Raw genomic sequence first — 21,428 nt, forward strand, 5'->3', positions numbered from 1 at the left:
CGGTCATCGCGACAGACACAACGCCTTACTTCGATCAGGCTGACGCGACCTGCGCGTCACGTCTGGCCTGCAGGCGGCGCGTGTACACCGACGCACCGACCGACAACACGCCGCACAGGCTGATAACCAGCGCCATCGGCGTCGCGGTGCCGTCATGCAGCACGCCGACCAGACTCGCGGCAGCCGCCGCCACACTGAATTGCAGACAGCCCAGCAACGCTGATGCGCTGCCCGCCCGCGCCCACTGACCGTTCATGGCGCAGGCCGACGCATTGGGAATGATGCAGCCCAGACTCGCGACACAGACGAACAGCGGCACCAGCAGCGGCCAGAGCGCCTCAGTGCGCAAGCTGGTGATACCGAGCAGCACCAGACCGGCAGCCAGATAGATCCATACCGTGCGTGTCAGCAGGAACGCCGGACCGGTCTTGCGCAAGATACGTGCGTTGATCTGCGCCACCGCAATGAAGCCCGCCGCATTCATCCCGAACAGCCAGCCATAATGCTCGGCTGGCACTCCGTACAGCTTGATGAACACGAACGGCGAACCGGCCACGTAAGCGAACATGCCCGCCATGGCAATACCGCCCGTGAGCGCATGGCCAATAAAGACGCGATCCGTCAGCAGCCGTCCGTATTGCCGCAAGGCACCGCGCAACGGCTGGCGCGGGGTGGTGGCCGGCATGCTTTCGGGCAAACCCAGCGCGACGGCGGTCAGGCACAACGCGCTGAAGAGCGTCAGGCTGATGAAGATCGACTGCCAGCCAAATGCATTGACCAGTACCCCGCCCAGCATCGGCGCCAGAATCGGTGCCAGGCCCATGACCAGCATCAGTTGCGAGAACACCTTGGCCGATTCCACGGCATTGCATTTGTCGCTGACGATCGCCCGAGACAACACCATCCCCGCGCAACCGCCCAGCGCCTGCACGAAACGGGCAGCGATCAGCCACTCAAGGCTTGGCGCGAAGGCACAGGCCACCGAGGCCAGCGTGAACAGGCTGACGCCCACCAGCATGGGAAGGCGTCGTCCAAACCGGTCAGCCACCGGTCCATAAGCCAGCTGGCCCAGCGACAGACCAAGGAAATACGCTGCCAGAGTCAACTGGACGTGTTTCTCATCAGTGGCGAAGTACGAAGCGATGGCCGGGAAGCCAGGCAGATAGAAATCGATGGCCAACGGGCCAAAAGCGCTCAATGCGCCAAGAATCAGGATTGTGCGTAAATTCATCGGGCTTCCATAGCGATGCAGAGCAGCCGGTCAGTTTAACCGGCTTACTCTGCAGAGGACGGAATGCGGCGAAATTAATTCAAGATTTTTCCGTTAGGGACAGCTGACTTAAGGGATAGCTGACGTACATTGACTCGGGCAAAACGTGTCATGACCCACAGCACGCGGACGGAGGACGTCCTCACCCCGTCCTCCGGGCAGATGCAGACGTGCGTGCATGTCAGTCAATGACTGATTCAGGCCAGTTGCGCCTGATAACCTTCTTCGCCAATCAGCCTGATAATGTGTTCGGCACTCAGCGTGCTCGCTACCTTGACCTGCTTGCTGGCCAGTTCAACCTGCACATCGGCGGTCGGATCTTCATTCTTAATGGCTTGGGTGACCGCCCGTACACAGTGCCCGCAAGTCATGCCTTGAACGTTGAATAATTGCATGTGCTGCTCCTTCGAGAGTGGATGACAGGCATCTTCAACCTTGTCATCGTGGCAAGGTCAAGTTTTTGTATTGTCTGCCGGGCTGGCGTTCGGCGTTGTCGTGAGCCAAGCTCCTTCATCGACGTTTACATCAGGAGTATCAGCAATGCGCTGGTCAGCAGTCAGCCTCTTCAGCATTCTCGGTCTGGTCGCCGCCGCACCCACCGTTCAGGCCGCTCAGGATTACGGCATCCTGATCATTTCCCGAGAGCGTCTGGAAGTGGCGACCTCCTGTGAAATCGGTATCTACATCCAGGATCAACTGGCCGGGCGACTGTTCCAGGAGGACTCGGTGTCGTTCAACCTGCCGGCCGGCCCGGTGTCTGTGCGCCTGCGCACGCTGCCGGGCAAAATCGTGGGCTGTGAACCGGGAATGGAAGCGCCAACCAACACCACTATCCAGATGCACGCCGGGGACATCCTCAAGTACCGCATCGCTACCAGCCTCAAAGGCATGTACCTCAAGAAAGCCGACCTCAACTATTGATTCGCGCTTGACCTTGCCCATGTGGCAAGGTTGATCCTTGCAGGCATACAGCCTCAGGGAGTGAACGAGATGCAAGACACCCTCACCTTCGACCTGCCCATCAGCGGCATGACCTGCGCCAGTTGCGCAGGCCGGGTCGAGCGTGCCCTGGCCAAGGTGCCGGGGGTCAACAGCGTGACGGTCAACCTGGCCAGTGAACGCGCCCACGTCCAGGCCGAGCCCCGGACGGATCCACAGACCTTGATCAGCGCCGTCAGCCACGCCGGTTACGGCGCGACCCTGCTGCGGGACGAACGCGTAGAGGCCGACCGCAAGGCCGGCAACCTGCACCGTGAACGCTGGGCATTGCTGCTGGCGATTGTGCTCGCGGTGCCCTTGGTCGTGCCAATGCTTCTCTCGCCGCTGGGCGTGCACTGGATGCTGCCCGCCTGGGCGCAGGCCGCGCTCGCCACACCGGTGCAATTCGTTCTTGGCGCGCGTTTTTATGTGGCGGCCTGGAAAGCCTTGAGGTCGGGTGCTGGGAACATGGATTTGCTGGTCGCCATCGGCACCAGCGCCGGTTACGGCTTGAGCCTCTATCAATGGCTGACCGCTGCACCAGGCACCACGCCACATCTGTATTTCGAAGCCTCGGCCGTGGTCATCGCTCTGGTGCTGCTGGGTAAATACCTGGAGAGTCGCGCCAAACGCCAGACGGCCAGCGCGATTCGTGCCCTTGAAGCGCTGCGTCCGGACCGTGCACTTCGAGTGGTGGACGGCGTTGAACAGGAAGTCGCCATCAGCGACCTGCAGCTGGAGGATCGCGTACTGGTCAAACCGGGCGAGCGTTTTCCGGTGGATGGCGATGTCATCGAAGGCCGCAGCCACGCCGACGAGGCCCTGATCACCGGTGAAAGCCTGCCGGTAGCAAAGGAGCCCGGCGACCGTGTGACCGGCGGGGCCATTAATGGCGAAGGCCGGTTGCTGGTCAGGACCACGGCGCTGGGCTCGGAAACGGTTCTGGCGCGCATCATTCGTCTGGTGGAAGACGCCCAGACCGGCAAGGCGCCGATTCAGCGACTGGTGGACCGGGTCAGCCAGGTGTTCGTGCCGGTCGTGCTGCTGATCGCCTTTTTCACCCTGGCGGGCTGGCTGCTGGCGGGCGCTTCGCTGGAAGTGGCGTTGATCAATGCCGTCACCGTGCTGGTGATCGCCTGCCCCTGTGCGCTGGGCCTGGCCACACCGACCGCGATAATGGCAGGCACCGGTGTTGCTGCGCGCCACGGCATTCTGATCAAGGACGCCGAGTCGCTGGAGCGTGCCCACGAGGTCACTGCCGTGGTCTTCGACAAGACCGGCACGCTGACCTCCGGTACGCCCCGGATCACCAACATGATTGCGCTGGAAGGCAATGAGGAACAGTTGCTGCAACGGGCTGGTGCCTTGCAGCGTGGGAGCGAGCATCCCCTGGCCAAAGCGGTACTGGATGTCTGTCACGAATGGCAGTTGAAGCTGGACGAGATCGAAAACAGTCATACGCTGAGCGGACGGGGTATCGCAGGCACGGTTCAAGGCCGCGAGCTGGTATTGGGCAACCGACGTCTGCTGGAAGAAAGCGGCCTGCCGATGGGCCATCTGGCGGAATCGGCGCGCATCTGGGAGGCTGAAGGGCGAACGCTGTCCTGGCTGATCGAACAGGCACCCGCCCCGCACGTCATCGGCCTGTTCGCCTTCGGTGACTCGCTCAAGCCGGGGACGGACGAGGCGGTGCGTGAGCTCAATGCCCGTGGCATCACCAGCCACCTGCTGACCGGCGACAATCGCGGCAGCGCTCAGGTGGTCGCCAAAGCGCTGGGCATTCGCGACGTCCACGCCGAAGTCCTGCCGGCCGACAAATCGGCAACCGTCATGCAGTTGAAAAGCCACAATGTCGTGGCGATGGTGGGCGACGGCATCAACGACGCGCCCGCTCTGGCCGCAGCCGATATCGGCATTGCGATGGGCAGCGGCACCGACGTCGCCATGCAGGCCGCCGGTATTACGCTGATGCGTGGCGACCCGCGTCTTGTGCCTGCCGCGCTGGACATCAGCCGCCGCACCTACGCCAAGATCCGCCAGAACCTGTTCTGGGCGTTTGTCTACAACCTGATCGGCATCCCGCTGGCAGCGTTCGGCTATCTCAATCCGGTGCTCGCCGGGGCGGCTATGGCGTTGTCCAGCGTGAGCGTTGTGAGCAATGCCCTGCTGCTCAAGACCTGGAAACCCAAAGACCCGGGAGACACACCATGAACATCGGCCAGGCAGCCGGAAAAAGCGGCCTCAGCGCCAAGATGATCCGCTACTACGAATCCATTGGCCTGTTGCCGGCGGCGCATCGCAGCGACAGCGGCTATCGAATTTACAGCACGGAAGACCTGCACACTCTGGCGTTCATCAAGCGCTCGCGGGATCTGGGCTTTTCGCTGGAGGAAGTCGGCAAGCTGCTGACCCTGTGGCAGGACCGCCAGCGCGCCAGTGCCGATGTCAAAGCCCTCGCCCGCCAGCACATCGTCGAGCTGAATCGCAAGATCGACGAACTCGCCGGTCTGCGCAACACCCTTCAGGACCTGGTGGAACACTGCCAGGGCAACGACCGCCCCGACTGCCCGATCCTCAAGGACCTGGCGTCAGGCGGGTGTTGTTCGTGATGTGACGCAGCGCGTCACGGAATGCATGCCCACGCTGAGCATGGGCAAGATCGACGTGCTTGAGGCCTATAAGGGCGTTCACACGCTCCCGCGTGATAACGCCGCCCAGAACGCTCCGCATCCGCGTTCAGGCTGACGCGGAGTTGTCTGTCACTGCAACCAGGGCGGCGGCGGTTCTTCGGTGGATTTGCCCGGCGGGGCATCGTCGGCAGCGCGTGCGGCCTGACGACGGGCTTCGTCCAGACGGGCGGCTTCGATTTCGCGCAGCACGCCGCCTACATCCGCTTCGTCCTCCGGCTCGTCGAATTCACCGGTCAACACGGTCGCAGGCGATAACGTGCCGGCCTCGTAATATGACCACATTTCCTTGGCGTACTTGGTCTTTCTGAGTTCCGGCGCAAAACGGCCGAAATACAAGGCCATGTTGCCGACATCGCGTTCAAGCATGCTGAACGCATGGTTGTTGCCCGCCGCATCTACCGCCTGCGGCAGATCGATGATGACCGGACCGCTTGGGGCCAGCAGCACGTTGAACTCGGAAAGGTCACCGTGCACCAGACCGGCACACAGCATCAGCACGATCTGCTCGATAAGGAACGCGTGGTACTCGCGCGCCTGATCCGGTTCCAGCACCACGTCGTTCAGACGCGGCGCGGCATCGCCATACTCGTCGGCCACCAGCTCCATGAGCAGAACGCCTTCGAGAAAGTCATACGGCTTGGGCACTCGCACGCCCGCACTGGCCAGACGGAACAGTGCTGCCACTTCGGCGTTCTGCCACGCATCCTCGGTTTCTTTACGGCCGAACTTCGAACCCTTGGCCATCGCCCGGGCCTGTCGGCTGTTGCGTACCTTGCGGCCTTCCTGATACTCGGCCGCCTGACGGAAACTGCGTTTGTTCGCCTCCTTGTAAACCTTGGCACACCGCAGCTCTTTGCCGCAGCGCACCACATAAACAGCTGCCTCTTTACCACTCATGAGTGGGCGCAGCACCTCGTCGACCAGACCGTCTTCGATCAGGGGTTCAATGCGTTTAGGAGTTTTCATCAGCTTTTATTGTGGGTCCTTTGTGGCCAGATACGCGATTGTTGCCGTTATACGGCAATCCTCCGCCAGCGAGTAGAGGGAAAGTCTTTTGAATTGCGCGGATTACTGCCGTAAATCCACGCAACACCCCGGTTTCAAGCACCTTTCGTGCCGCGTAGTGCGGCAAAGATAATGCGCAGCAAAACGTGTATCGCTTGAAAAGGGCTGCACTATTTGAAGAGCTCGCCAGGCGTATGACCGAACAGCCCTTTGAAAGCGGCAATGAAAGCAGAGGTGGAATCGTAGCCACATGCGAGCGCCGCGCTGGTCACGCTGCTGCCCGCTTCCAGAGCATTCAAGGATGACAACAGCCGCGCTCGCTGACGCCAGCCACGAAAGCTCAGTCCCGTTTCACGCTGAAACAGGCGCATCAGGGTTTTCTCCGAAGTGCCCAGACGTTCGGCCCAATCGTGCAACGAGATCACCTGATCAGGCGCCTCGATCAACTCATTGCACAACCCCAGCAGGCGAGTGTGGCGAGGCAGTGGCAACGAAAAGCCGATCTCCGGCAGGTGCGCCAACTGATCCAGCAACACCTGCACCAGACGCGATTCAGAGCTGTCGTGCTCGGGATAGCTCGCAGGCAGCAGGCAGAAATGCTTGATCAACTCACGCGCCAGCGGCGTGACCTCCAACACGCGGCATCGCTCGGGTGCCCAGCGGGAGTCTTCGCGGCGGATGTAAAGGCTGCGCATTTCGGCACGCATGGACGTCACCACCTCATGCTCCAGACCCGCCGGTATCCACACGCCCCATTGCGGGGGCGCGAAGAAGCTGCCCTCGGCCGTATGCACACCCAGAACCCCACTGATAGCGTAGGAAAACTGCACCCACTCATGACGGTGCAACGGTGTCCAGGAGCCCGCACCCAGGCTTTCGGCACGCGCGTATACAGGGCGCGGCAGATCCGCAAGCGCCGGTATCTGCCGCTGCCCCTCGAGCGAGCGGCGGTCAATCTGTCCGTTGGAAGGCATGTTATGACCTTATGTCGCAAGACGGCTGTTGGTCGACAGAGTAGCCTGCGCACATCTCTGTTTACAAAAGTGACCCGAGCGTTCGATGCAATCACTCAAACATTTCAAGCGCGTCGCCACCGACTGGTTCCTGTGGGGCATGGTGCTGGCCACAGTGCTGGCGTACTTCTTCCCAAGGTTCGGCGCGACCGGCGGCAGCATGCATGCCGAATACGTCATCAACGTCGGCGTATTCGTGGTGTTCTTTCTGCACGGAGTCAATCTGTCCAGCGAGCAGATCAAAAAGGGCCTGAGCAACTGGCGACTGCATGTGATGATTCAGGCGTTCACCTTCGTGGTGTTCCCGGTTATCTGGCTGGCCTGCGACCAACTGCTGGGCTCGCATGTTCCGGCGCTGCTGATGCTGGGTTTCTTCTACCTGTGCGCCTTGCCCTCAACCATTTCCTCGTCCGTCGCCCTCACCGGCAGCGCGGGCGGCAACGTCCCCGCAGCGATTCTCAACGCCAGCATGTCCAGCGTGCTGGGGATTTTCATCACACCCTGGCTGGTCAGCCTGGTGGTCGGCAGTGGCGCGGGCGGGATCGATCTGGGTGACACGCTGTTGAATCTCAGCGCCCTGCTGTTGCTGCCGCTGGTGCTGGGCCAGTTGCTGCGGCCATTGCTGGGCACATTCTTCGCCCGTCACAAGAAATACACCAACATCATCGACAAGCTGGTGATTCTGCTTCTGGTTTACGCAGCCTTCTGCAATTCGATGATTTCCGGAATGTGGCAGAGCCAGGGCAACAGCGTAATCCTGACTGCCTTCATCGGCACCGCCGTGCTGCTCGCGGTTATCTTGCTGATGACCACCCGCACTGCACGCCTGTTGAAGTTCGATCACGCGGACAAGGTCGCTGCGGTGTTCTGCGCGACCAAAAAGTCGCTGGCCGCCGGTGCGCCGATGGCTGCGCTGATTTTCGGCAGCAATCCCGGGCTGGGCCTGATTCTGCTGCCGATCATGATCTACCACCCGATGCAACTGATCGTCTGCTCGGTCATCGCCGAAAATTACGCCAACCGTCATCGCCAGCAACTGTCGGAAGCGGCGCTGGAGGAAGCGCGGGCCGCATGAGGACGCGCTACATCAGCGCGTCGTCGTCGAGGGTCACGCGCGCGTAGAACACGATCGCTACGGTCGGGATCAGCGCGGAATAACCGGGTTTGAGCGCCGTACTGAAGCGCGTCAGCACGCGCTGAACAGGTGCCTGACGAATCGCCGCCAGCAGACCCTTCAACGAACCGGGCCGACGCTCGGGCGGTTCAAGGGTGGCGACTGAACGGCTCGCCGATTCAACGGGCAGGTCCTCGCTGCCTGCGGGCTTGAAGATCGACCCTACCGTCAGACGTTCGGCAAGGGTATCGACATGCCGGGCGTACACCTCCCACGGCATCGCCCTGACACTGGCGAGCGGCATCTCCGCCAGCGGGTGTGCGGCGGTGAAGGCATGTTGAAAGAAGGTCTTGAGCAACAACTCTTCGACTTCGACCACTGTGGCGCAATGATGCAACGCATCGCCCAGATCGTATTGCCGCGCCAGCATGCCGAGTACGCGGGTATACGAGATGCCGCGACGGCGCGCCGCGTTGACCACACAGTGACCGGCGACCAGCTGGAATTCGCGGACGAAGGCGTAGGTGCGGTCTTCTTCCGAGTCCTTGAGCTGCGTCCAGCGACTGGTGCGCAAGTGCCTGATCGCCGCGTCCAGCAGATGATCCGGTGAGCGGGCCAGCACGCTGTGCAGATAGGTGTCCTGCAATACCGGGTCCTGATTCGTCAGTTGCAACGCGACATCGTCCAGATCCATGCCTTCGCAGCCGCTGAAACAGGTAGCAATCAGCACTTCCTGCAGACGGTTCCAGTAATGGTGGTGGCGATATCCCTGCATGTAGACGTTCTCGAAGTGCTCGACCGGCCCGCGCCCCAGACTCTTCTCGCCCAGATTGAGCAACAGCACATGGTCTTCGCTGGACCAGGCGTTGATCAACCGCCCGGATATACGCCGTTTCAGGACCTTGGCGTCGTCCGCTGAAATACGCACCGCCGCGGCCATGAGCAGCACATCGCCGATCACCAGGCCGTGCTCCGGCGGCCGGTCCAGCCCCTTGAGCGCACTGATCAGCAGCCGTCCGCCCAGCGAATGGCCGATCAGGTTGACCCGCGTCACGTCCGGATGCTGTTCGAACAGGTAACGGTCCAGTTGCGCCAGCAGCACCTTGCCCATGGCTTCGGCGCGGGAGCGGATGCGTGAAAAGTGGTACGCGCGATCCCCTGCCAGCGCAGCGGCACCGGCCAGTGGGTGCATACGGGCGGCGGCCACCAGCAGGCCACGGGAGCGATTGTCCATTTGCGTGAAATGGCTCGATGGCCAGAACGCCAGAATGTTCACACTCTGACGTAGCGCCGCCGGAATGCTGTTGGCCAGCAGGCGTCGGTCATTGAGGTCGTGCCCCGACGAATAGCCATGAATGAAGATATTGGCAACGCTGCCCGAGGGTTTGGGCAACGTCAGAAACTTGAAATGATTGTCCACGTTGTCCTGTTTCGCCTGACCGTGGCGCTCCCGTTCAATTTCTGACAATGAACCGCTTGGCGATCAGCATGATGAGCCGCAGGCAGAACGCCACACCTGTCAGCGAGATGACGACCTTGGCGACCAGAATGAAATAGTGTTCGACGTCTTCGGAGATCAGACCGATCAACAGGCCCATGCCGCCGATCAACAGACCAATCAGCACCAGCCCGATGTAAGGACGCAGCCAGCGGGATCTGGAACCCTTGTCGAACAGGTAAAGCAAGGTACCCACCAGAATCAGGAGTACCGCCACGCCAATAATGAGTCCCATCCTTCACCCGTCCATGCTGCAAAACCGTACAAGGCCTTGAAGCCCCGCAGTCGTCGATTATGCCGACGACCCCGGTCTATTGCCATCGGCGTGATGACGGGTGTCAGCGCTCCAGAATCGCCGTCACGCCCTGCCCGCCCGCTGCGCAGATGGAAATAAGACCGCGCCCGCTGCCTGCGGCGTCCAGCAGTTTGGCCAGATTGGCGACGATCCGTCCGCCGGTCGCGGCGAAGGGGTGACCGGCAGCCAGCGAGCTGCCTTTGACGTTCATCCTGCTGCGGTCGATGGCTCCCAGCGGCGCATCCAGCCCCAGGCGCGTCTTGCAGTAATCGGCGTCTTCCCAGGCGTTGAGCGTGCACAACACCTGAGCCGCAAAGGCTTCGTGGATTTCGTAGTAATCGAAGTCCTGAAGCGTCAGACCATTACGGGCCAGCAGACGCGGCACGGCATAAACAGGCGCCATCAGCAGGCCTTCCTCGCCCCTGACAAAATCCACCGCTGCCGCTTCGCCATCACGCCAGTAAGCCAGCACCGGCAGGTCGCGCTCCCTGGCCCATTCTTCGCTGGCCAACAACACCACCGAGGCGCCGTCGGTCAGGGGCGTGGAGTTGCCCGCCGTCAAAGTGCCTCTGGCACTGCGTTCAAAGGCTGACTTGAGGCTCGCAAGTTTTTCCAGTGTCAGGTCAGGGCGCAGGTTGTTGTCGCGATTGAGCCCCAGATACGGGGTCATCAGGTCATCCTGCCAGCCCTCGGCATAGGCGGCAGCCATCTTCTGATGGCTTTCCAGCGCCAGTTGATCCTGAGGCGCACGCTCGATACCCCAGTGCTGCGCCATCAATTCGCAATGCTGGCCCATCGACAGGCCGGTACGCGGCTCGCCATTGCGCGGCAGCTCCGGCTTGAGGTTGTGCGGACGTAACTGCATGAGCGCCTTGAGCTTGTCGCCTGTGCTCTTGCTGCGATTGACCTGCAACAGAATGTTGCGCAGCTCCTCGTTGACCCCGATCGGCGCATCGGATGTGGTATCCACGCCACCGGCGATGCCGCACTCGATCTGCCCGAGCGCGATCTTGTTGGCCACCAGCAACGCTGCTTCAAGCCCCGTGCCGCAGGCCTGTTGAATATCATAGGCCGGGGTCTGCGCCGACAGCCGGGAGCCCAATACGCATTCGCGGGTCAGGTTGAAGTCGCGGGAATGCTTGAGCACCGCGCCAGCTACCACTTCGCCCATGCGCAGCCCGTGCAGGTTGAAGCGTTCGATCAGGCCTTCCAGCGCTGCGGTGAGCATGTCCTGATTGCTGGCCGTGGCGTACGGACCATTGGAGCGGGCGAACGGAATACGATTGCCACCGACGATGGCGACCCGGCGAGTCTGCGTCATGGAACACTTCCTTTCTTCAAACGGATGGATGAACAGCGTAGATGAGCAAGAACAAACGTCGTTCGGCTGTGGTCCATTCCTTTGAACCCCGACCCGAGGAGAGTGTTCCATGCCGTCAGATCGCTATATCGATTTCGCCAATTCCGACGTAGGCCGTCGCCTGGTGAAAGCCGTCGGTCTGCCGACTCCGACACGCCTGGAGCGCTGGCAGGCCGGACGCCTGCGGCCCATCGAAGGCACGCTGCTGATCAGCGCAGGCCCGCTGGCCGATCAGGTTCGAGGGTTTGCCCATCGCCTGACCGACTCGCTGTACAGCTTCGGCAGTGACATGCCCGGCGCAACCGCCTGGGTCGCCAACCAGGGTCCCAGGCTCAAGGCTGTGGTGTTTGATGCCAGTACGCTGTTAAGAACCGATCAGCTCAGGCAGCTGCGCGATTTCTTCCAGCCGCTGCTGCGCTGCCTGGACACCTGCGCGCATGTGGTGATCCTCACCCGGTCGCCGCAAGCGCTTGAAGATCCGCTGGCGGCCAGCACCCAGCAGGCGATAGAAGGTTTCAGCCGTTCATTGGGTAAAGAGCTGCGCAACGGTTCGACCGTCAAACTGCTGCAGGTGGATGAAGGCGCCGAAGATCAACTGGAAGGCGCGCTGCGTTTCTTCCTGACCCCCAAGAGCGCGTTCATCTCCGGCCAGTTTCTGCATCTTACGCATTGCGACTCGCAGGTGCAGGACTGGAGCCGTCCGCTGGCCGGACGCAAGGCACTGGTAACGGGCGCGGCGCGGGGCATTGGCGCATCGATCGCCGAAACCCTGACCCGTGACGGCGCTCAGGTCATCCTGCTGGACGTGCCCCAGGCCCGCTCCGATCTGGAAGCGCTGGCCTCACGCCTCGGCGGAAAAGCCCTGGCGCTGGACATCTGTGCCCCGGATGCGGCTGGCCAGTTACTGGAGCACCTGCAAGGTGGCATCGATATTCTGGTGCACAACGCAGGCATCACCCGCGACAAGACGCTGGTCAACATGCCCGAAGATTTCTGGGACTCGGTGCTGGCCGTCAACCTCAACGCGCCCCAAGTGCTGACACAGGCACTGCTGGATCACGGCGTCCTGAATGACAACGCTCGCGTGGTGCTCATGGCCTCGATCAGCGGCATCGCGGGTAATCGGGGTCAGACCAACTACACCACGAGCAAGGCCGGTCTGATCGGTTACGCACGCGCCATGGCACCGGGCCTCAAATCCCGTGGCATCAGCATCAACGCGATTGCACCGGGCTTCATCGAAACCAAAATGACCGCCGAAATGCCTTTCACCCTGCGTGAGGCTGGCCGGCGCATGAGTTCGCTCGGTCAGGGCGGTTCGCCGCAGGATGTCGCCGAAGCCGTGGCCTGGTTCAGCCAGCCAGGCACCGGCTCGGTCAGCGGTCAGGTACTGCGTGTCTGTGGTCAAAGCGTGATCGGGGCGTAAGACCCCGCATCGAGTTCAAGGAGAAGGATGATGACTGCCCACTGGCTTTATCTGGATGCATTGCAACCGCTGCCGAACCTGTTCTTTCAGGCAGCGCTGCGCCGCAAGGTCACGGGCACGCAATTGCCCGACCTGGGCTTGCGTAGCTGGGTATCGGTGGATGCCGACAAGCTGGCGGCCTATCGTAAGGTCTGCGCCTTCCAGGACAGCAGTCTGTTGCCACCGACCTATCCCCATGTTCTAGCGTTTCCATTGCAAATGCAGTTGATGACCTCCAGGGACTTTCCGTTCCCGCTGATGGGGCTGGTCCACATCGCCAACCGGATCAGCATCCATCGCCCGCTTGGCGGCATCAGCCAGCTCTACGTCAGCGTGCAGGCCACCGACCTGCGTCCGCATCGCAAAGGCGTGACCTTCAAGCTGGTGACACATATCGAAGACAGCGTCGGCCTGCTCTGGGAAGAAGACAGCACCATGCTGTGCACAGGGGTCAGACTTGACGGCGAGATGGACGAATACATCGAGCCGGGCTATCTACCCGTGATCGAGCACACCACCTGGCAGGCCTCGTCCCACATCGGGCGCGACTATGCGCGGGTGTCCGGCGACTACAACCCGATTCACCTGAGCGCGCCGAGCGCCAAGCTGTTCGGCTTTCCCCGCGCCATCGCCCACGGCATGTGGCTCAAGGCACGCACACTTGCCGCGCTGGATGATCATTTGCCTGCTTCCAACGTCGACATTGCCGTGCAGTTCCAGAAGCCGGTGCGCCTGCCCAGCGATGTGAAGCTGTTCGCCAGCGCGGCCGGTTCTCATGGGCAACTGCGCCTCGAAGGTCAGCCGGATCTGGTTCACATGGTCGGGAGTTGGCAGCCTGCTGTAGAGTGATGAGAGCTTCGTGCTGCTTCGCTTCTCACACACAGCGTTTTCTTCAGCCTGTCCCTTATCCAGGCTGAACAAATCCAAAAGCCTGCTTGCCTGCCAGCCGGTTCAGCCTGAAGCTATGCGCCTTCAGGAGAGCATGATGAACCTCGACGAATTGACCCAGCGGTTGCACCGCATCCGCGACCAGAACGACTGGAAACAATTTCACAGCCCCAAGAATCTGGCCATGGCCGCCAGTGTTGAAATGTCGGAGCTGGTGGAAATCTTCCAGTGGCTGCGCGAAGACCAGTCCCGCGAGCTGTCCCCTGACCAACTGGCCCACGCCGGGCAGGAAGTGGGCGACATCGTCCTCTATCTGTTGCTGTTGTGCAGCGAACTGGGGCTGGACATGGACGAAGTCGTACGCAGCAAGCTGGCTGACAGCGAGCGGAGATTCGCCAAGTGAGCGACCGCCATTTCGATCAACTGGCTACCCGTTTTGCGGAAAAGATTTACGGTGGCGCCAAAGGCGCGATTCGTCTGGCGGTGCTGCAGGCGGATCTGGAAGAAGCGTTGCCCGAACGGCCGCTGCGCGTGCTGGACATCGGCGCAGGCCTTGGCCATATGTCATTGTGGCTGGCCGAGCGCGGTCATGAGGTGACATTGGCCGAACCCGCCGAACCGATGCTCGAGGGCGCTCGCCAGCGCTTTGCCGAGGCCGGACAGACGGCGACCTTCATCCAGACCCCCTGGCAGGCGCTGCCCGAACGGCTGACCGATACTTACGATCTGGTGATCTGCCACGCCGTCCTGGAATGGCTGGCCGAGCCGCACACCATCCTGCCGGTGCTGCATCAGCTCACCAAAGCGGATGGCTGGCTGTCCCTGGCGTTTTACAACCGGGATGCGCTGATCTATCGCAACCTGCTCAAGGGCCACTTCCGCAAGATGCGCACGAATGACATGGCCGGTGAAAAGCAGAGTCTCACGCCACAGCAGCCACTCGACCCTCGGGAACTGGCGACGCAACTTGAAGGACAGTGGCGAGTCGAAACCCAGAGCGGCGTGCGTGTATTCCACGACTACATGCCGGTCGAGTTTCAGGCCAGGGCCGAACTGACAGGTCTTTTGGAAATGGAGCTGGCGCACCGACGCCATCCGGCGTTCGCAGGTCTGGGTCGTTACCTGCACTGGATTTGCCGTCCGGTCTGACCTTTTTTGCGGAGAACATCATGAAGCACCGCCTCGCCTTGATCGTTCTGTTTCTGGCAACCGGCGCCTGCCAGAGCAACAATCCGTACGTCGCCAACTCGATGCCTATTCCGCCTGCCCCACCTCAGGCGGCGCAGACGCTGGACCTGAGCGCCTATCCTGCTCCGCCACGCGATTACGGACGCTATCAAAGCTGGGCGTGGCTCAACGGCCAGTTACCGCCCGGCACCGCCTGGATGGATTCGGCGCAGGTCGCTGAAGCGGTAAGCACCGGTCTGGACCAGCGAGGCCTGCGCCCTGCCCGCAATACGCCTGCAGATCTGTACGTCAGCGCGGCAACCCGTCAGGAGACACGCCTGCGCCAGGTCCGTGAGGATTACGATCCGTATTACGGCGGCGGTCTGGGTTACGACGGCTATCGGCGCGGCTACGGCCCGGGCTATGGCGGTTACGCCAGCGTGCCGGTGGTGCGCACTTATCAGGAACGTGTGATGGTGGTGCAAATCAATCTGTTCGATGCCCGCACTGGGCAACCGGTCTGGAGCACCAGCGCCGACGCGCGCAGTGGCAATGATCTGTCAGACCGCAGCAAAGCGTTACGTCAGGCCGTGCAACAGGCGCTGACCGAATACCCCCCACGGTAACCCCTTTCGGAGCACTGCCATGTTTCGCCGCCTTGTGTTGTTGTCGTGCCTGCTGCTGATGACTGCGTGTCAGAACAACCAGGTCAATCGTGATTTCGACGCCCGGCGGGACTTCGGCGGCTATCGCAGTTGGGGCTGGAAAGAGCCCGGTGTGCAGTATCAGCCGGATGACCCGCGCCTCAAGAGCGACCTGACTGAACAGCGCATACGTCAATCGATCAGCGACCAACTCGACCAGCGCGGGCTGCGCATGGCGCCTGCCGGAGGGCATGCCGACCTGAAGGTTCAAGCCTGGCTGATCGTCGAGAACCGCCAGCAACTGGTCAGCACCAATTACGGCGCAGGCTTTGGCCCTTGGGGCGGCTACGGCTACTGGGGCGCGCCGATGAACACCGAAACCCGCAGCGTGGACTACAAGGTATCGACTTTGCAGATCGACCTGTTCGACGGCAAGGACGGCAAGCTGGTCTGGCGCGGCAGCACTGAACGCATCGTCGGCGACAACGCAGGCAACCCGAGCGACCGTGAAACCGCCGTCCGCGCGACCGTTGCAAAAATCCTGGAGCAGTATCCACCGCGCTAGCCGGCTCCATGACGATCGTGCCAACGTTCGTCCGGGGACGCGGAGCGTTTGAAACGATCAGCGATCCCGCCTTGATGTGCATACGCCAGCACACCTCCAGCCCGTTGACTACACTCCCTGACAACAGGTGAGTGGGCGACGGCGATGCCGAAGGAGTGCTGATGTCTCCCCTGAATCGTTACGCCGCGATGCAGGATCGGCAACGTGGTGCAATTGGCCTGATGGCGGCGCTGACGCTGGTGCTGGCGTTGTTGTGCACGCTGATGGTCATCGACAGCGGCAGGCTGTACATGGAAAAACGCTCCCTGCAACGGATCGCTGACGTTGCGGCGCTGGAAGCTGCCGGGCGCAAGGGCAACTGCGTCATGGGCGCGAGTGCTGCCAATTACGCCACTCAGAGCGCCATACGCAACGGTTTCACGCCGGGCAGCGATGGCCGCACGCTCGTCGCCACGTGCGGCACGTTGTCGGTGAATCCCCAGAGCCGCAGAGTGTTTACCGCCGACGCCACGCAGTCACAGGCCATTCAGGTCGTGGTCAGTCATCCTGTGCCGCGCAGCATCGCCGCCGGCATCGCTGCACTGTTTGACAGTGCACCGGAGTCACCCGACATTCAGCTCAGCGCCACCGCCGTCGCGGCCAGCGCGTCTCCACTGGCCGCACTGACCATTCGCAGTGCCGCCATGACAGTCGATAGCGCCAAGGCAGCGGTGCTCAACCCGATTGTCGGAGGGCTGCTGGGCGGGACACTGAACCTGGGGGTCGCCAACTGGCAGGGCCTCGTCAATACCGACCTGAACCTGCTCAACTACCTGAACCGGCTCAAGCTCGACCTGAACCTGACTGCCGTCGGTTACACACAAGTGCTCAACACCACAGTTTCCGTCAGCCAACTGGTTCAGAGCGCCATCAATGTGCTGGACCCCGGCGGTACGCTGAACGCCACCGCAGCCATCGCCGGTTTGCAGGCCATCAAGACTGCGGCCGGAGCAACCACCGTTCTGCTGGGCGACTTGCTGGCCGTGCAAGGCAGCGCCGATATCGCAGCGTTGAATACCAACCTGCGGTTGCTGGATCTGGTGCAGGGCCTGGCGCAGCTGGCCAATGACAAGAACGGCGTTTCAGCTGCCACACAGATCAACATACCGGGCCTGGCTCAGGTCACGACGCGTATTCAGGTCATCGAACCACCGCAACTCTCCGCCATCGGCGATCCCGGCAGGATCGACCCGCTCAACCCCAGGACCGGTGCCAATCGCATTTACGTGAGAACGGCACAGATGCGTGCACTGGTCTCCATCAACCTGCCGGTTCTGGGCACCATGACGTCACTGGCCAATACCGCAGGCTCGGTGGTCGGCAGTCTTACGCCACTTCTCAACAGTGCCTTGAACCTGAATCTGGCGGGCGTGGTGACCTCGGCGACCTGCGGCCTGGGCCTGACCAGCTGTATGGTCTCGGATATAAAATTCCTGGACAGCGGCACGCCAGCGACCGGCCCCAAAATAGACCTGAGTCTCTCGCTGGCCAGCGCCGACAGCTACATCACCGGCTATACCTGCACCAGCAATACCATCAAGACCTTGACCGTCCACACCGATGCCGCACTGGTCACCGCCAAGCTGGGCCAGATAACAAACTCTTCTGCCTTTCCGGCCAGCACCGATCCATCAGCCGTCACGGCGATACCGCTGCCTGTGGTCGATATTGGAACCATGACCTGTCAAAAGGTATTGGGCCTTCTGGGCAACTGCACCGCCCGCACACCCTTCGGCGGCGGCGGCATCGGCCTCAGCTTCGATACGGTCAGCCAGTCTCCTCTGGGAACGTCTGCCGTGACCACCACGACGTTCAGCTCGCCCAACCTGCCGGAGATCAGCAGCCCGCCCTACTTTCTGACCAATGCGACTTCGGTCAAACCCAGCACCGTTCTCGATGGCGTCGTCTCGGGCGTCAAGGTCAATGTCTACAAGCCCGCGACGAGCACCACGCTGGGCAATCCGATCACCGGTGCAGCCACCCTCCTGAGCAGCCTGACCAGCGCGCTGGATGTCATCGTCGAGAATACCCTCAAGCCCGTGTTGACCTTAGTCGTCGACCCGCTGTTGGCGGCCCTTGGCGTGACACTGGCACCCGCCGATGTGGGCGCCAATCTGAGCTGCAATTTCGGCCAGGCCTATCTGGTGATCTAACCGGCGTTGAAGATTGGCAGCTCGACGCGAAACCGCGCGCCTTCGCCGACGTTGCTGACGCTCAACTGGCCTCCCATCTGATCGACGATGCCATAGCTGACCGACAACCCCAGCCCGGTGCCGACACCGACGGGCTTGGTGGTGAAGAACGGCTCGAAAATCCGCTCCAGCAAGCGCGGGTCGATACCGCCGCCATTGTCCTGCACGACAAGCCGGATGATGTTTTCGTCCCGCTCGACCTCGACACTGATCCAGGGCTCGAAATCGCGGTCCTTTTCGCGACGCGAAAGCAGGGCGTCCCGGGCGTTGACCATCAGGTTGATGAGCACCTGCTCCAACTGATCGACATGCCCGCGCACCTGCACCGGCGCGCTCATCTCGCCGATGCGCAGTTGCACGCCCTTGCCTCTCATCCCTTCTGCCAGCATCGACACCGTGCCTTCCACCGCCTGGGCCGGATCGAACAGTTGCTCCTCGATTTCCGAGCGCCGCCCGAATACGCGCATGTGGTCGACCACCCTAGCGGCGCGCTGCACCTGTGTGTCGATGCGGTTGAGCTTTTCGGTGAGGTACTCGATATCCACGTCACCTCTGCCCAGCCGCTTCAACACGTTGATCACCGCCATGCGCATGACATTGAGCGGCTGATTGATCTCGTGGGCCAGCCCGGTCGACATCTCCCCCAGCGTGGCCATCTTGGCGCTCTGATTCAGTTGCATGCGAGAGCGGCGCACGTCCGTGTTGTCGCGACCCACGGCCTGAATCTCGATCAGCCTGCCCTGCTCATCGAAAACCCCGCGATCCGCCCAGATCCACCAGGCGTATTCACGGCCGGGCAATTCAATGCAGATTTCCTCCGTGCTCATCGGTTCTTCAAGCGTGAGCTGGCCGATACGGCGGATGAACGCCTCACGCTGCTCGTCGGACATCCAGTCGCCCAGATTGATGCCGGTCAGTTGCTCGGGCGTACATTCCATGTAGCTGGCCAACGGTTTGTTACCAAAACTGAGCACCAGATCCGGCGTGTAGCGGCAGATCATCGCGGGCGAGTCCTCGACCAGAATCCGGTAGCGCTCCTCGCTTTTGCGCACCTGTTCGGCGGCCAGCGTGGCCTCGGTGACGTCCAGCCACAGCCCGACCGCCTCGACCGGCATGCCGAGGTCGTCACGCAGCAGACGGGCTTCGTCCAGCAGCCAATGGTAGCTGCCGCCCTTGTCGCGCAATCGATAGCGACGGCTGACGAATCCTTCACGCAACAACTGGCGGCTACGCTCGAACCAGATATCGCGGTCTTCAGGGTGAATGTATTCGGCGAGCTGGCCCTCGACACACTCGGCCAGCGTCCAGCCCAGCAACGGCGTCAGGCTGTCACTGAAAAAGCTCGGCTCAAGGTTGCCATGGTCATAGCGCTGCACGTAGATCACGGCGGGTGAACTGGCGATCAGATTATCCAGTCGCTTGTGCGCGGCAGCAGCATCGGTTTCCTGATTCTTGATATCGCTGACATCAAGCATGAAACCCAGCACACGCTGCACCTGCCCACTGATCAAGGCCTGACCCTGGATCCGGAACCAGAGGGTTTCCTGGGCGGGATCGGCCTGAGCCAGACGCACGCACAGCAGCATGGGCGTACCTTTGTCACGCAACTGGGTCAGGCGACTGGTCAGTTCCTGACGGTCCGCCGGATGAATCAGTGCCAGCCAATCCTGGCGCGACAGGCTTTCGACCCGGTCACCCAGACGCAAGCTGCGCGCAAGCTGCGGTGCCAGCAGGATCTCGTCCGTGCCGGGCAGCAATTCCCACCAGCCGGTACCCAGCAGGTCCTGAAGCACGGCCAGACGTTCGACGTGATGGCGGTTGTGCTGCTCCGACAGCCTGAACAGCACCGGCCCGGCCAAGGCCGAACACAGGTTCAGCCACTCCCGTTCGCCCAGATCGGGCACCTGCTGTCCTGCATCGTAGAAGCCGAACAACAGCCAGGCCCTGGCCACGCCCTCACGGCTGTGCGGCATCAGAAAACCATCGGCGTTGGCGAACGCGCTTTGCAGCGATGTGGACGGCGAGCCCATACCAAAGGACAACTGGTGCGTGACGTTGGCATCAAGGGCGTCCAGTGCACTGCCCAGACGCTGGCCGGCCTGCCACAACTCCGGCGCTGTGTGGGCGTTGTAGTGGCAATAGACCCGCCAGCCAGCACCGCCGGCTTCCGGCAGAACCAGGGCCACGCAGGGTATGCGCCAGAGCTGCGCCAGTTCTTCGAGCTGTTCGGTAACGACGGCCTTGAGCCGGTCAACGTGGCACACACGCACACGCTCGGCGATCTGCCCGGCCACGCGCAGGCATTGCTGGCGGCTGCGGGCAGCACTGGCCTCTTCCATCAGGTCACTGATGTCCAGCAACTGCAGAAGCCAGTCCTTGCCGTGCGCCTGAACCCAGCCGCGTGCGTGCAAGGTATGGGCGTCGGCACTCTTGAAGTCCAGGTCGAGCATATGCCCCAGCCATTCCTGCGGCACACCCTCAATGACCAGCGCGCTGTTGGGCAACAGCAGGCTCATCAGGCGTTGCGACGCAGCCATGGGTGCCGCGATACCCAGCCGCGAAGCCAGATGCGGGCTGATGCTTTGCACCCGTCCGTCGTCGTCCAGCAACAGGTACAGATCTGCACCGATGGGATCAGGTTCGCTGATCAACGGCATGGGTTGCGGGGCGGAAGGTGCTTCGGCACGACCCAGCCAGCGACTCAGACGACTTTTCTCAAGGGACAAGTTGCAGGCTCGCTTGGGCAGAGAGGTTAGCGGGCAGGCGGGGTATTTCTCCGATACCCGGCAGGGTCAGAAATGGCAGGACCTGCGCCAGTCTGGATTTGGGATAACTGATATTGGTCGTCAGCACACCGGCGGTGTAGGTCACCCGCACATTGGCATTGCTGAACCCCAGCGAAGCGGGCATCCATGACAGATGGTTCATGACCGCCGTCTCGGCCTGACTCACAATCAACTGGTTATAATTGACGGCCGTTGGACTCAACGCCACGCTGCGACGCACGGCTTCACTGGCAGCCGCATTGAAAGACTGCATCATCAACAGCGGCAGGCTGTAACTTACGACACCGTAGAACACGCCGAAAAAGATCACGAACACCACCGCAAACTCGATAGCGGCAGCGCCCCGTTGTCTGCGTGGCGAGGAAAAATGCGGGCTGGCTTTCATGTCAACGTCTACCCTGACATTTACGACTTCACATCAGCATAGTTTCTTTCAGGAAAACAGGACGCCTTTTACCG

Annotated in this window: 20 protein-coding genes; 11 read left to right on the forward strand and 9 right to left on the reverse strand. The window is 61.8% G+C overall.

The window, feature by feature from the left end; genetic code table 11:
- Positions 1 to 34: 34 nt before the first annotated feature.
- Both JTJ32_RS20755 and JTJ32_RS20760 read right to left on the reverse strand, forming a co-directional pair.
- Positions 35 to 1,231, reverse strand: coding sequence for a multidrug effflux MFS transporter (locus JTJ32_RS20755; RefSeq protein WP_099227034.1), 1,197 nt, complete (start codon positions 1,229 to 1,231; stop codon positions 35 to 37).
- Between the two features lie 236 nt (positions 1,232 to 1,467).
- Positions 1,468 to 1,665 carry a heavy-metal-associated domain-containing protein gene (locus JTJ32_RS20760; protein WP_210043161.1) on the reverse strand — a complete coding sequence of 66 codons (198 nt, stop codon included), beginning with the start codon at positions 1,663 to 1,665 and terminating at the stop codon, positions 1,468 to 1,470.
- A 145-nt stretch (positions 1,666 to 1,810) separates the two neighbouring features.
- Here JTJ32_RS20760 and JTJ32_RS20765 point away from each other — a divergent pair, with 145 nt between their 5' ends.
- From JTJ32_RS20765 to cueR, 3 genes are all read left to right on the forward strand, one after another.
- Positions 1,811 to 2,191: a hypothetical protein gene (locus tag JTJ32_RS20765; protein ID WP_099227036.1), complete on the forward strand. Its 381-nt coding sequence runs from the start codon at positions 1,811 to 1,813 to the stop codon at positions 2,189 to 2,191.
- 69 nt (positions 2,192 to 2,260) lie between these two features.
- Complete coding sequence (locus tag JTJ32_RS20770; RefSeq protein WP_210043162.1) at positions 2,261 to 4,459, forward strand: heavy metal translocating P-type ATPase; 2,199 nt, start codon at positions 2,261 to 2,263, stop codon at positions 4,457 to 4,459.
- The gene (gene cueR, locus JTJ32_RS20775) at positions 4,456 to 4,857 is read left to right on the forward strand and encodes a Cu(I)-responsive transcriptional regulator (RefSeq protein ID WP_099227038.1); all 402 of its coding nucleotides are present in this window, start codon (positions 4,456 to 4,458) and stop codon (positions 4,855 to 4,857) included. The genes JTJ32_RS20770 and cueR overlap by 4 nt, the downstream gene beginning before the upstream one ends.
- Before the next feature lie 150 nt (positions 4,858 to 5,007).
- On the opposite strand, the gene JTJ32_RS20780 is transcribed toward cueR, so the two are convergent.
- The gene (locus tag JTJ32_RS20780; RefSeq protein WP_099227039.1) at positions 5,008 to 5,904 is read right to left on the reverse strand and encodes a PA4780 family RIO1-like protein kinase; all 897 of its coding nucleotides are present in this window, start codon (positions 5,902 to 5,904) and stop codon (positions 5,008 to 5,010) included.
- 209 nt (positions 5,905 to 6,113) lie between these two features.
- On the reverse strand, positions 6,114 to 6,917 hold the full coding sequence (locus JTJ32_RS20785; RefSeq protein WP_210043163.1) for an AraC family transcriptional regulator: 804 nt from the start codon (positions 6,915 to 6,917) through the stop codon (positions 6,114 to 6,116).
- Positions 6,918 to 7,002: 85 nt separating this feature from the next.
- Between JTJ32_RS20785 and JTJ32_RS20790 the strand changes: the two genes are divergently transcribed.
- Positions 7,003 to 8,031, forward strand: coding sequence for a bile acid:sodium symporter family protein (locus JTJ32_RS20790; RefSeq protein WP_099227041.1), 1,029 nt, complete (start codon positions 7,003 to 7,005; stop codon positions 8,029 to 8,031).
- A gap of 7 nt (positions 8,032 to 8,038) precedes the next feature.
- Here JTJ32_RS20790 and JTJ32_RS20795 read toward each other — a convergent pair whose 3' ends face one another.
- From JTJ32_RS20795 to JTJ32_RS20805, 3 genes are all read right to left on the reverse strand, one after another.
- Positions 8,039 to 9,490, reverse strand: a complete 1,452-nt coding sequence (locus JTJ32_RS20795; protein ID WP_210043233.1) for a DUF726 domain-containing protein — start codon at positions 9,488 to 9,490, stop codon at positions 8,039 to 8,041.
- Positions 9,491 to 9,524: 34 nt separating this feature from the next.
- The gene (locus JTJ32_RS20800) at positions 9,525 to 9,803 is read right to left on the reverse strand and encodes a hypothetical protein (protein WP_184323487.1); all 279 of its coding nucleotides are present in this window, start codon (positions 9,801 to 9,803) and stop codon (positions 9,525 to 9,527) included.
- Positions 9,804 to 9,906: 103 nt separating this feature from the next.
- Entirely contained in the window at positions 9,907 to 11,184 is a 1,278-nt protein-coding gene (locus JTJ32_RS20805; RefSeq protein ID WP_210043164.1) for an acetyl-CoA C-acetyltransferase, read from the reverse strand.
- 109 nt (positions 11,185 to 11,293) lie between these two features.
- Here JTJ32_RS20805 and JTJ32_RS20810 point away from each other — a divergent pair, with 109 nt between their 5' ends.
- From JTJ32_RS20810 to JTJ32_RS20840, 7 genes are all read left to right on the forward strand, one after another.
- Complete coding sequence (locus JTJ32_RS20810) at positions 11,294 to 12,649, forward strand: 3-oxoacyl-ACP reductase (RefSeq protein WP_210043165.1); 1,356 nt, start codon at positions 11,294 to 11,296, stop codon at positions 12,647 to 12,649.
- 30 nt (positions 12,650 to 12,679) lie between these two features.
- Entirely contained in the window at positions 12,680 to 13,537 is an 858-nt protein-coding gene (locus JTJ32_RS20815) for a MaoC family dehydratase (protein WP_210043166.1), read from the forward strand.
- A 136-nt stretch (positions 13,538 to 13,673) separates the two neighbouring features.
- Positions 13,674 to 13,979 carry a MazG-like family protein gene (locus JTJ32_RS20820; RefSeq protein WP_099227046.1) on the forward strand — a complete coding sequence of 102 codons (306 nt, stop codon included), beginning with the start codon at positions 13,674 to 13,676 and terminating at the stop codon, positions 13,977 to 13,979.
- Entirely contained in the window at positions 13,976 to 14,725 is a 750-nt protein-coding gene (locus JTJ32_RS20825; protein ID WP_210043167.1) for a methyltransferase domain-containing protein, read from the forward strand. The genes JTJ32_RS20820 and JTJ32_RS20825 overlap by 4 nt, the downstream gene beginning before the upstream one ends.
- A 20-nt stretch (positions 14,726 to 14,745) precedes the next feature.
- Complete coding sequence (locus tag JTJ32_RS20830; RefSeq protein ID WP_099227167.1) at positions 14,746 to 15,369, forward strand: DUF4136 domain-containing protein; 624 nt, start codon at positions 14,746 to 14,748, stop codon at positions 15,367 to 15,369.
- Positions 15,370 to 15,388: 19 nt separating this feature from the next.
- Positions 15,389 to 15,952 (forward strand): DUF4136 domain-containing protein, encoded by a 564-nt coding sequence (locus JTJ32_RS20835; RefSeq protein ID WP_210043168.1) that lies wholly within the window; start codon positions 15,389 to 15,391, stop codon positions 15,950 to 15,952.
- A gap of 161 nt (positions 15,953 to 16,113) precedes the next feature.
- On the forward strand, positions 16,114 to 18,144 hold the full coding sequence (locus JTJ32_RS20840) for a pilus assembly protein TadG-related protein (protein WP_210043169.1): 2,031 nt from the start codon (positions 16,114 to 16,116) through the stop codon (positions 18,142 to 18,144).
- Here the strand turns inward: JTJ32_RS20840 and JTJ32_RS20845 are convergent.
- Positions 18,141 to 20,909: a PAS domain-containing sensor histidine kinase gene (locus tag JTJ32_RS20845; protein WP_210043170.1), complete on the reverse strand. Its 2,769-nt coding sequence runs from the start codon at positions 20,907 to 20,909 to the stop codon at positions 18,141 to 18,143. The two genes, JTJ32_RS20840 and JTJ32_RS20845, sit on opposite strands and share 4 nt — an antisense overlap.
- Positions 20,899 to 21,354 (reverse strand): TadE/TadG family type IV pilus assembly protein, encoded by a 456-nt coding sequence (locus JTJ32_RS20850; RefSeq protein WP_210043171.1) that lies wholly within the window; start codon positions 21,352 to 21,354, stop codon positions 20,899 to 20,901. The genes JTJ32_RS20845 and JTJ32_RS20850 overlap by 11 nt, the downstream gene beginning before the upstream one ends.
- Positions 21,355 to 21,428: the final 74 nt, after the last annotated feature.

Source organism: Pseudomonas alliivorans, assembly GCF_017826695.1.
Lineage (GTDB): Bacteria > Pseudomonadota > Gammaproteobacteria > Pseudomonadales > Pseudomonadaceae > Aquipseudomonas > Aquipseudomonas alliivorans.

What these genes read in the sequence shown, in the direction of transcription:
- JTJ32_RS20835 (WP_210043168.1), top strand. Translation starts at nt 15,389, where the DNA reads ATGTTTCGCCGCCTTGTGTTGTTGTCGTGCCTGCTGCTGATGACTGCG.
- JTJ32_RS20800 (WP_184323487.1), bottom strand. Translation starts at nt 9,803, where the DNA reads ATGGGACTCATTATTGGCGTGGCGGTACTCCTGATTCTGGTGGGTACC.
- cueR (WP_099227038.1), top strand. Translation starts at nt 4,456, where the DNA reads ATGAACATCGGCCAGGCAGCCGGAAAAAGCGGCCTCAGCGCCAAGATG.
- JTJ32_RS20785 (WP_210043163.1), bottom strand. Translation starts at nt 6,917, where the DNA reads ATGCCTTCCAACGGACAGATTGACCGCCGCTCGCTCGAGGGGCAGCGG.
- JTJ32_RS20810 (WP_210043165.1), top strand. Translation starts at nt 11,294, where the DNA reads ATGCCGTCAGATCGCTATATCGATTTCGCCAATTCCGACGTAGGCCGT.
- JTJ32_RS20770 (WP_210043162.1), top strand. Translation starts at nt 2,261, where the DNA reads ATGCAAGACACCCTCACCTTCGACCTGCCCATCAGCGGCATGACCTGC.
- JTJ32_RS20790 (WP_099227041.1), top strand. Translation starts at nt 7,003, where the DNA reads ATGCAATCACTCAAACATTTCAAGCGCGTCGCCACCGACTGGTTCCTG.
- JTJ32_RS20805 (WP_210043164.1), bottom strand. Translation starts at nt 11,184, where the DNA reads ATGACGCAGACTCGCCGGGTCGCCATCGTCGGTGGCAATCGTATTCCG.
- JTJ32_RS20850 (WP_210043171.1), bottom strand. Translation starts at nt 21,354, where the DNA reads ATGAAAGCCAGCCCGCATTTTTCCTCGCCACGCAGACAACGGGGCGCT.
- JTJ32_RS20780 (WP_099227039.1), bottom strand. Translation starts at nt 5,904, where the DNA reads ATGAAAACTCCTAAACGCATTGAACCCCTGATCGAAGACGGTCTGGTC.
- JTJ32_RS20820 (WP_099227046.1), top strand. Translation starts at nt 13,674, where the DNA reads ATGAACCTCGACGAATTGACCCAGCGGTTGCACCGCATCCGCGACCAG.
- JTJ32_RS20765 (WP_099227036.1), top strand. Translation starts at nt 1,811, where the DNA reads ATGCGCTGGTCAGCAGTCAGCCTCTTCAGCATTCTCGGTCTGGTCGCC.
- JTJ32_RS20840 (WP_210043169.1), top strand. Translation starts at nt 16,114, where the DNA reads ATGTCTCCCCTGAATCGTTACGCCGCGATGCAGGATCGGCAACGTGGT.
- JTJ32_RS20830 (WP_099227167.1), top strand. Translation starts at nt 14,746, where the DNA reads ATGAAGCACCGCCTCGCCTTGATCGTTCTGTTTCTGGCAACCGGCGCC.
- JTJ32_RS20815 (WP_210043166.1), top strand. Translation starts at nt 12,680, where the DNA reads ATGACTGCCCACTGGCTTTATCTGGATGCATTGCAACCGCTGCCGAAC.
- JTJ32_RS20760 (WP_210043161.1), bottom strand. Translation starts at nt 1,665, where the DNA reads ATGCAATTATTCAACGTTCAAGGCATGACTTGCGGGCACTGTGTACGG.
- JTJ32_RS20755 (WP_099227034.1), bottom strand. Translation starts at nt 1,231, where the DNA reads ATGAATTTACGCACAATCCTGATTCTTGGCGCATTGAGCGCTTTTGGC.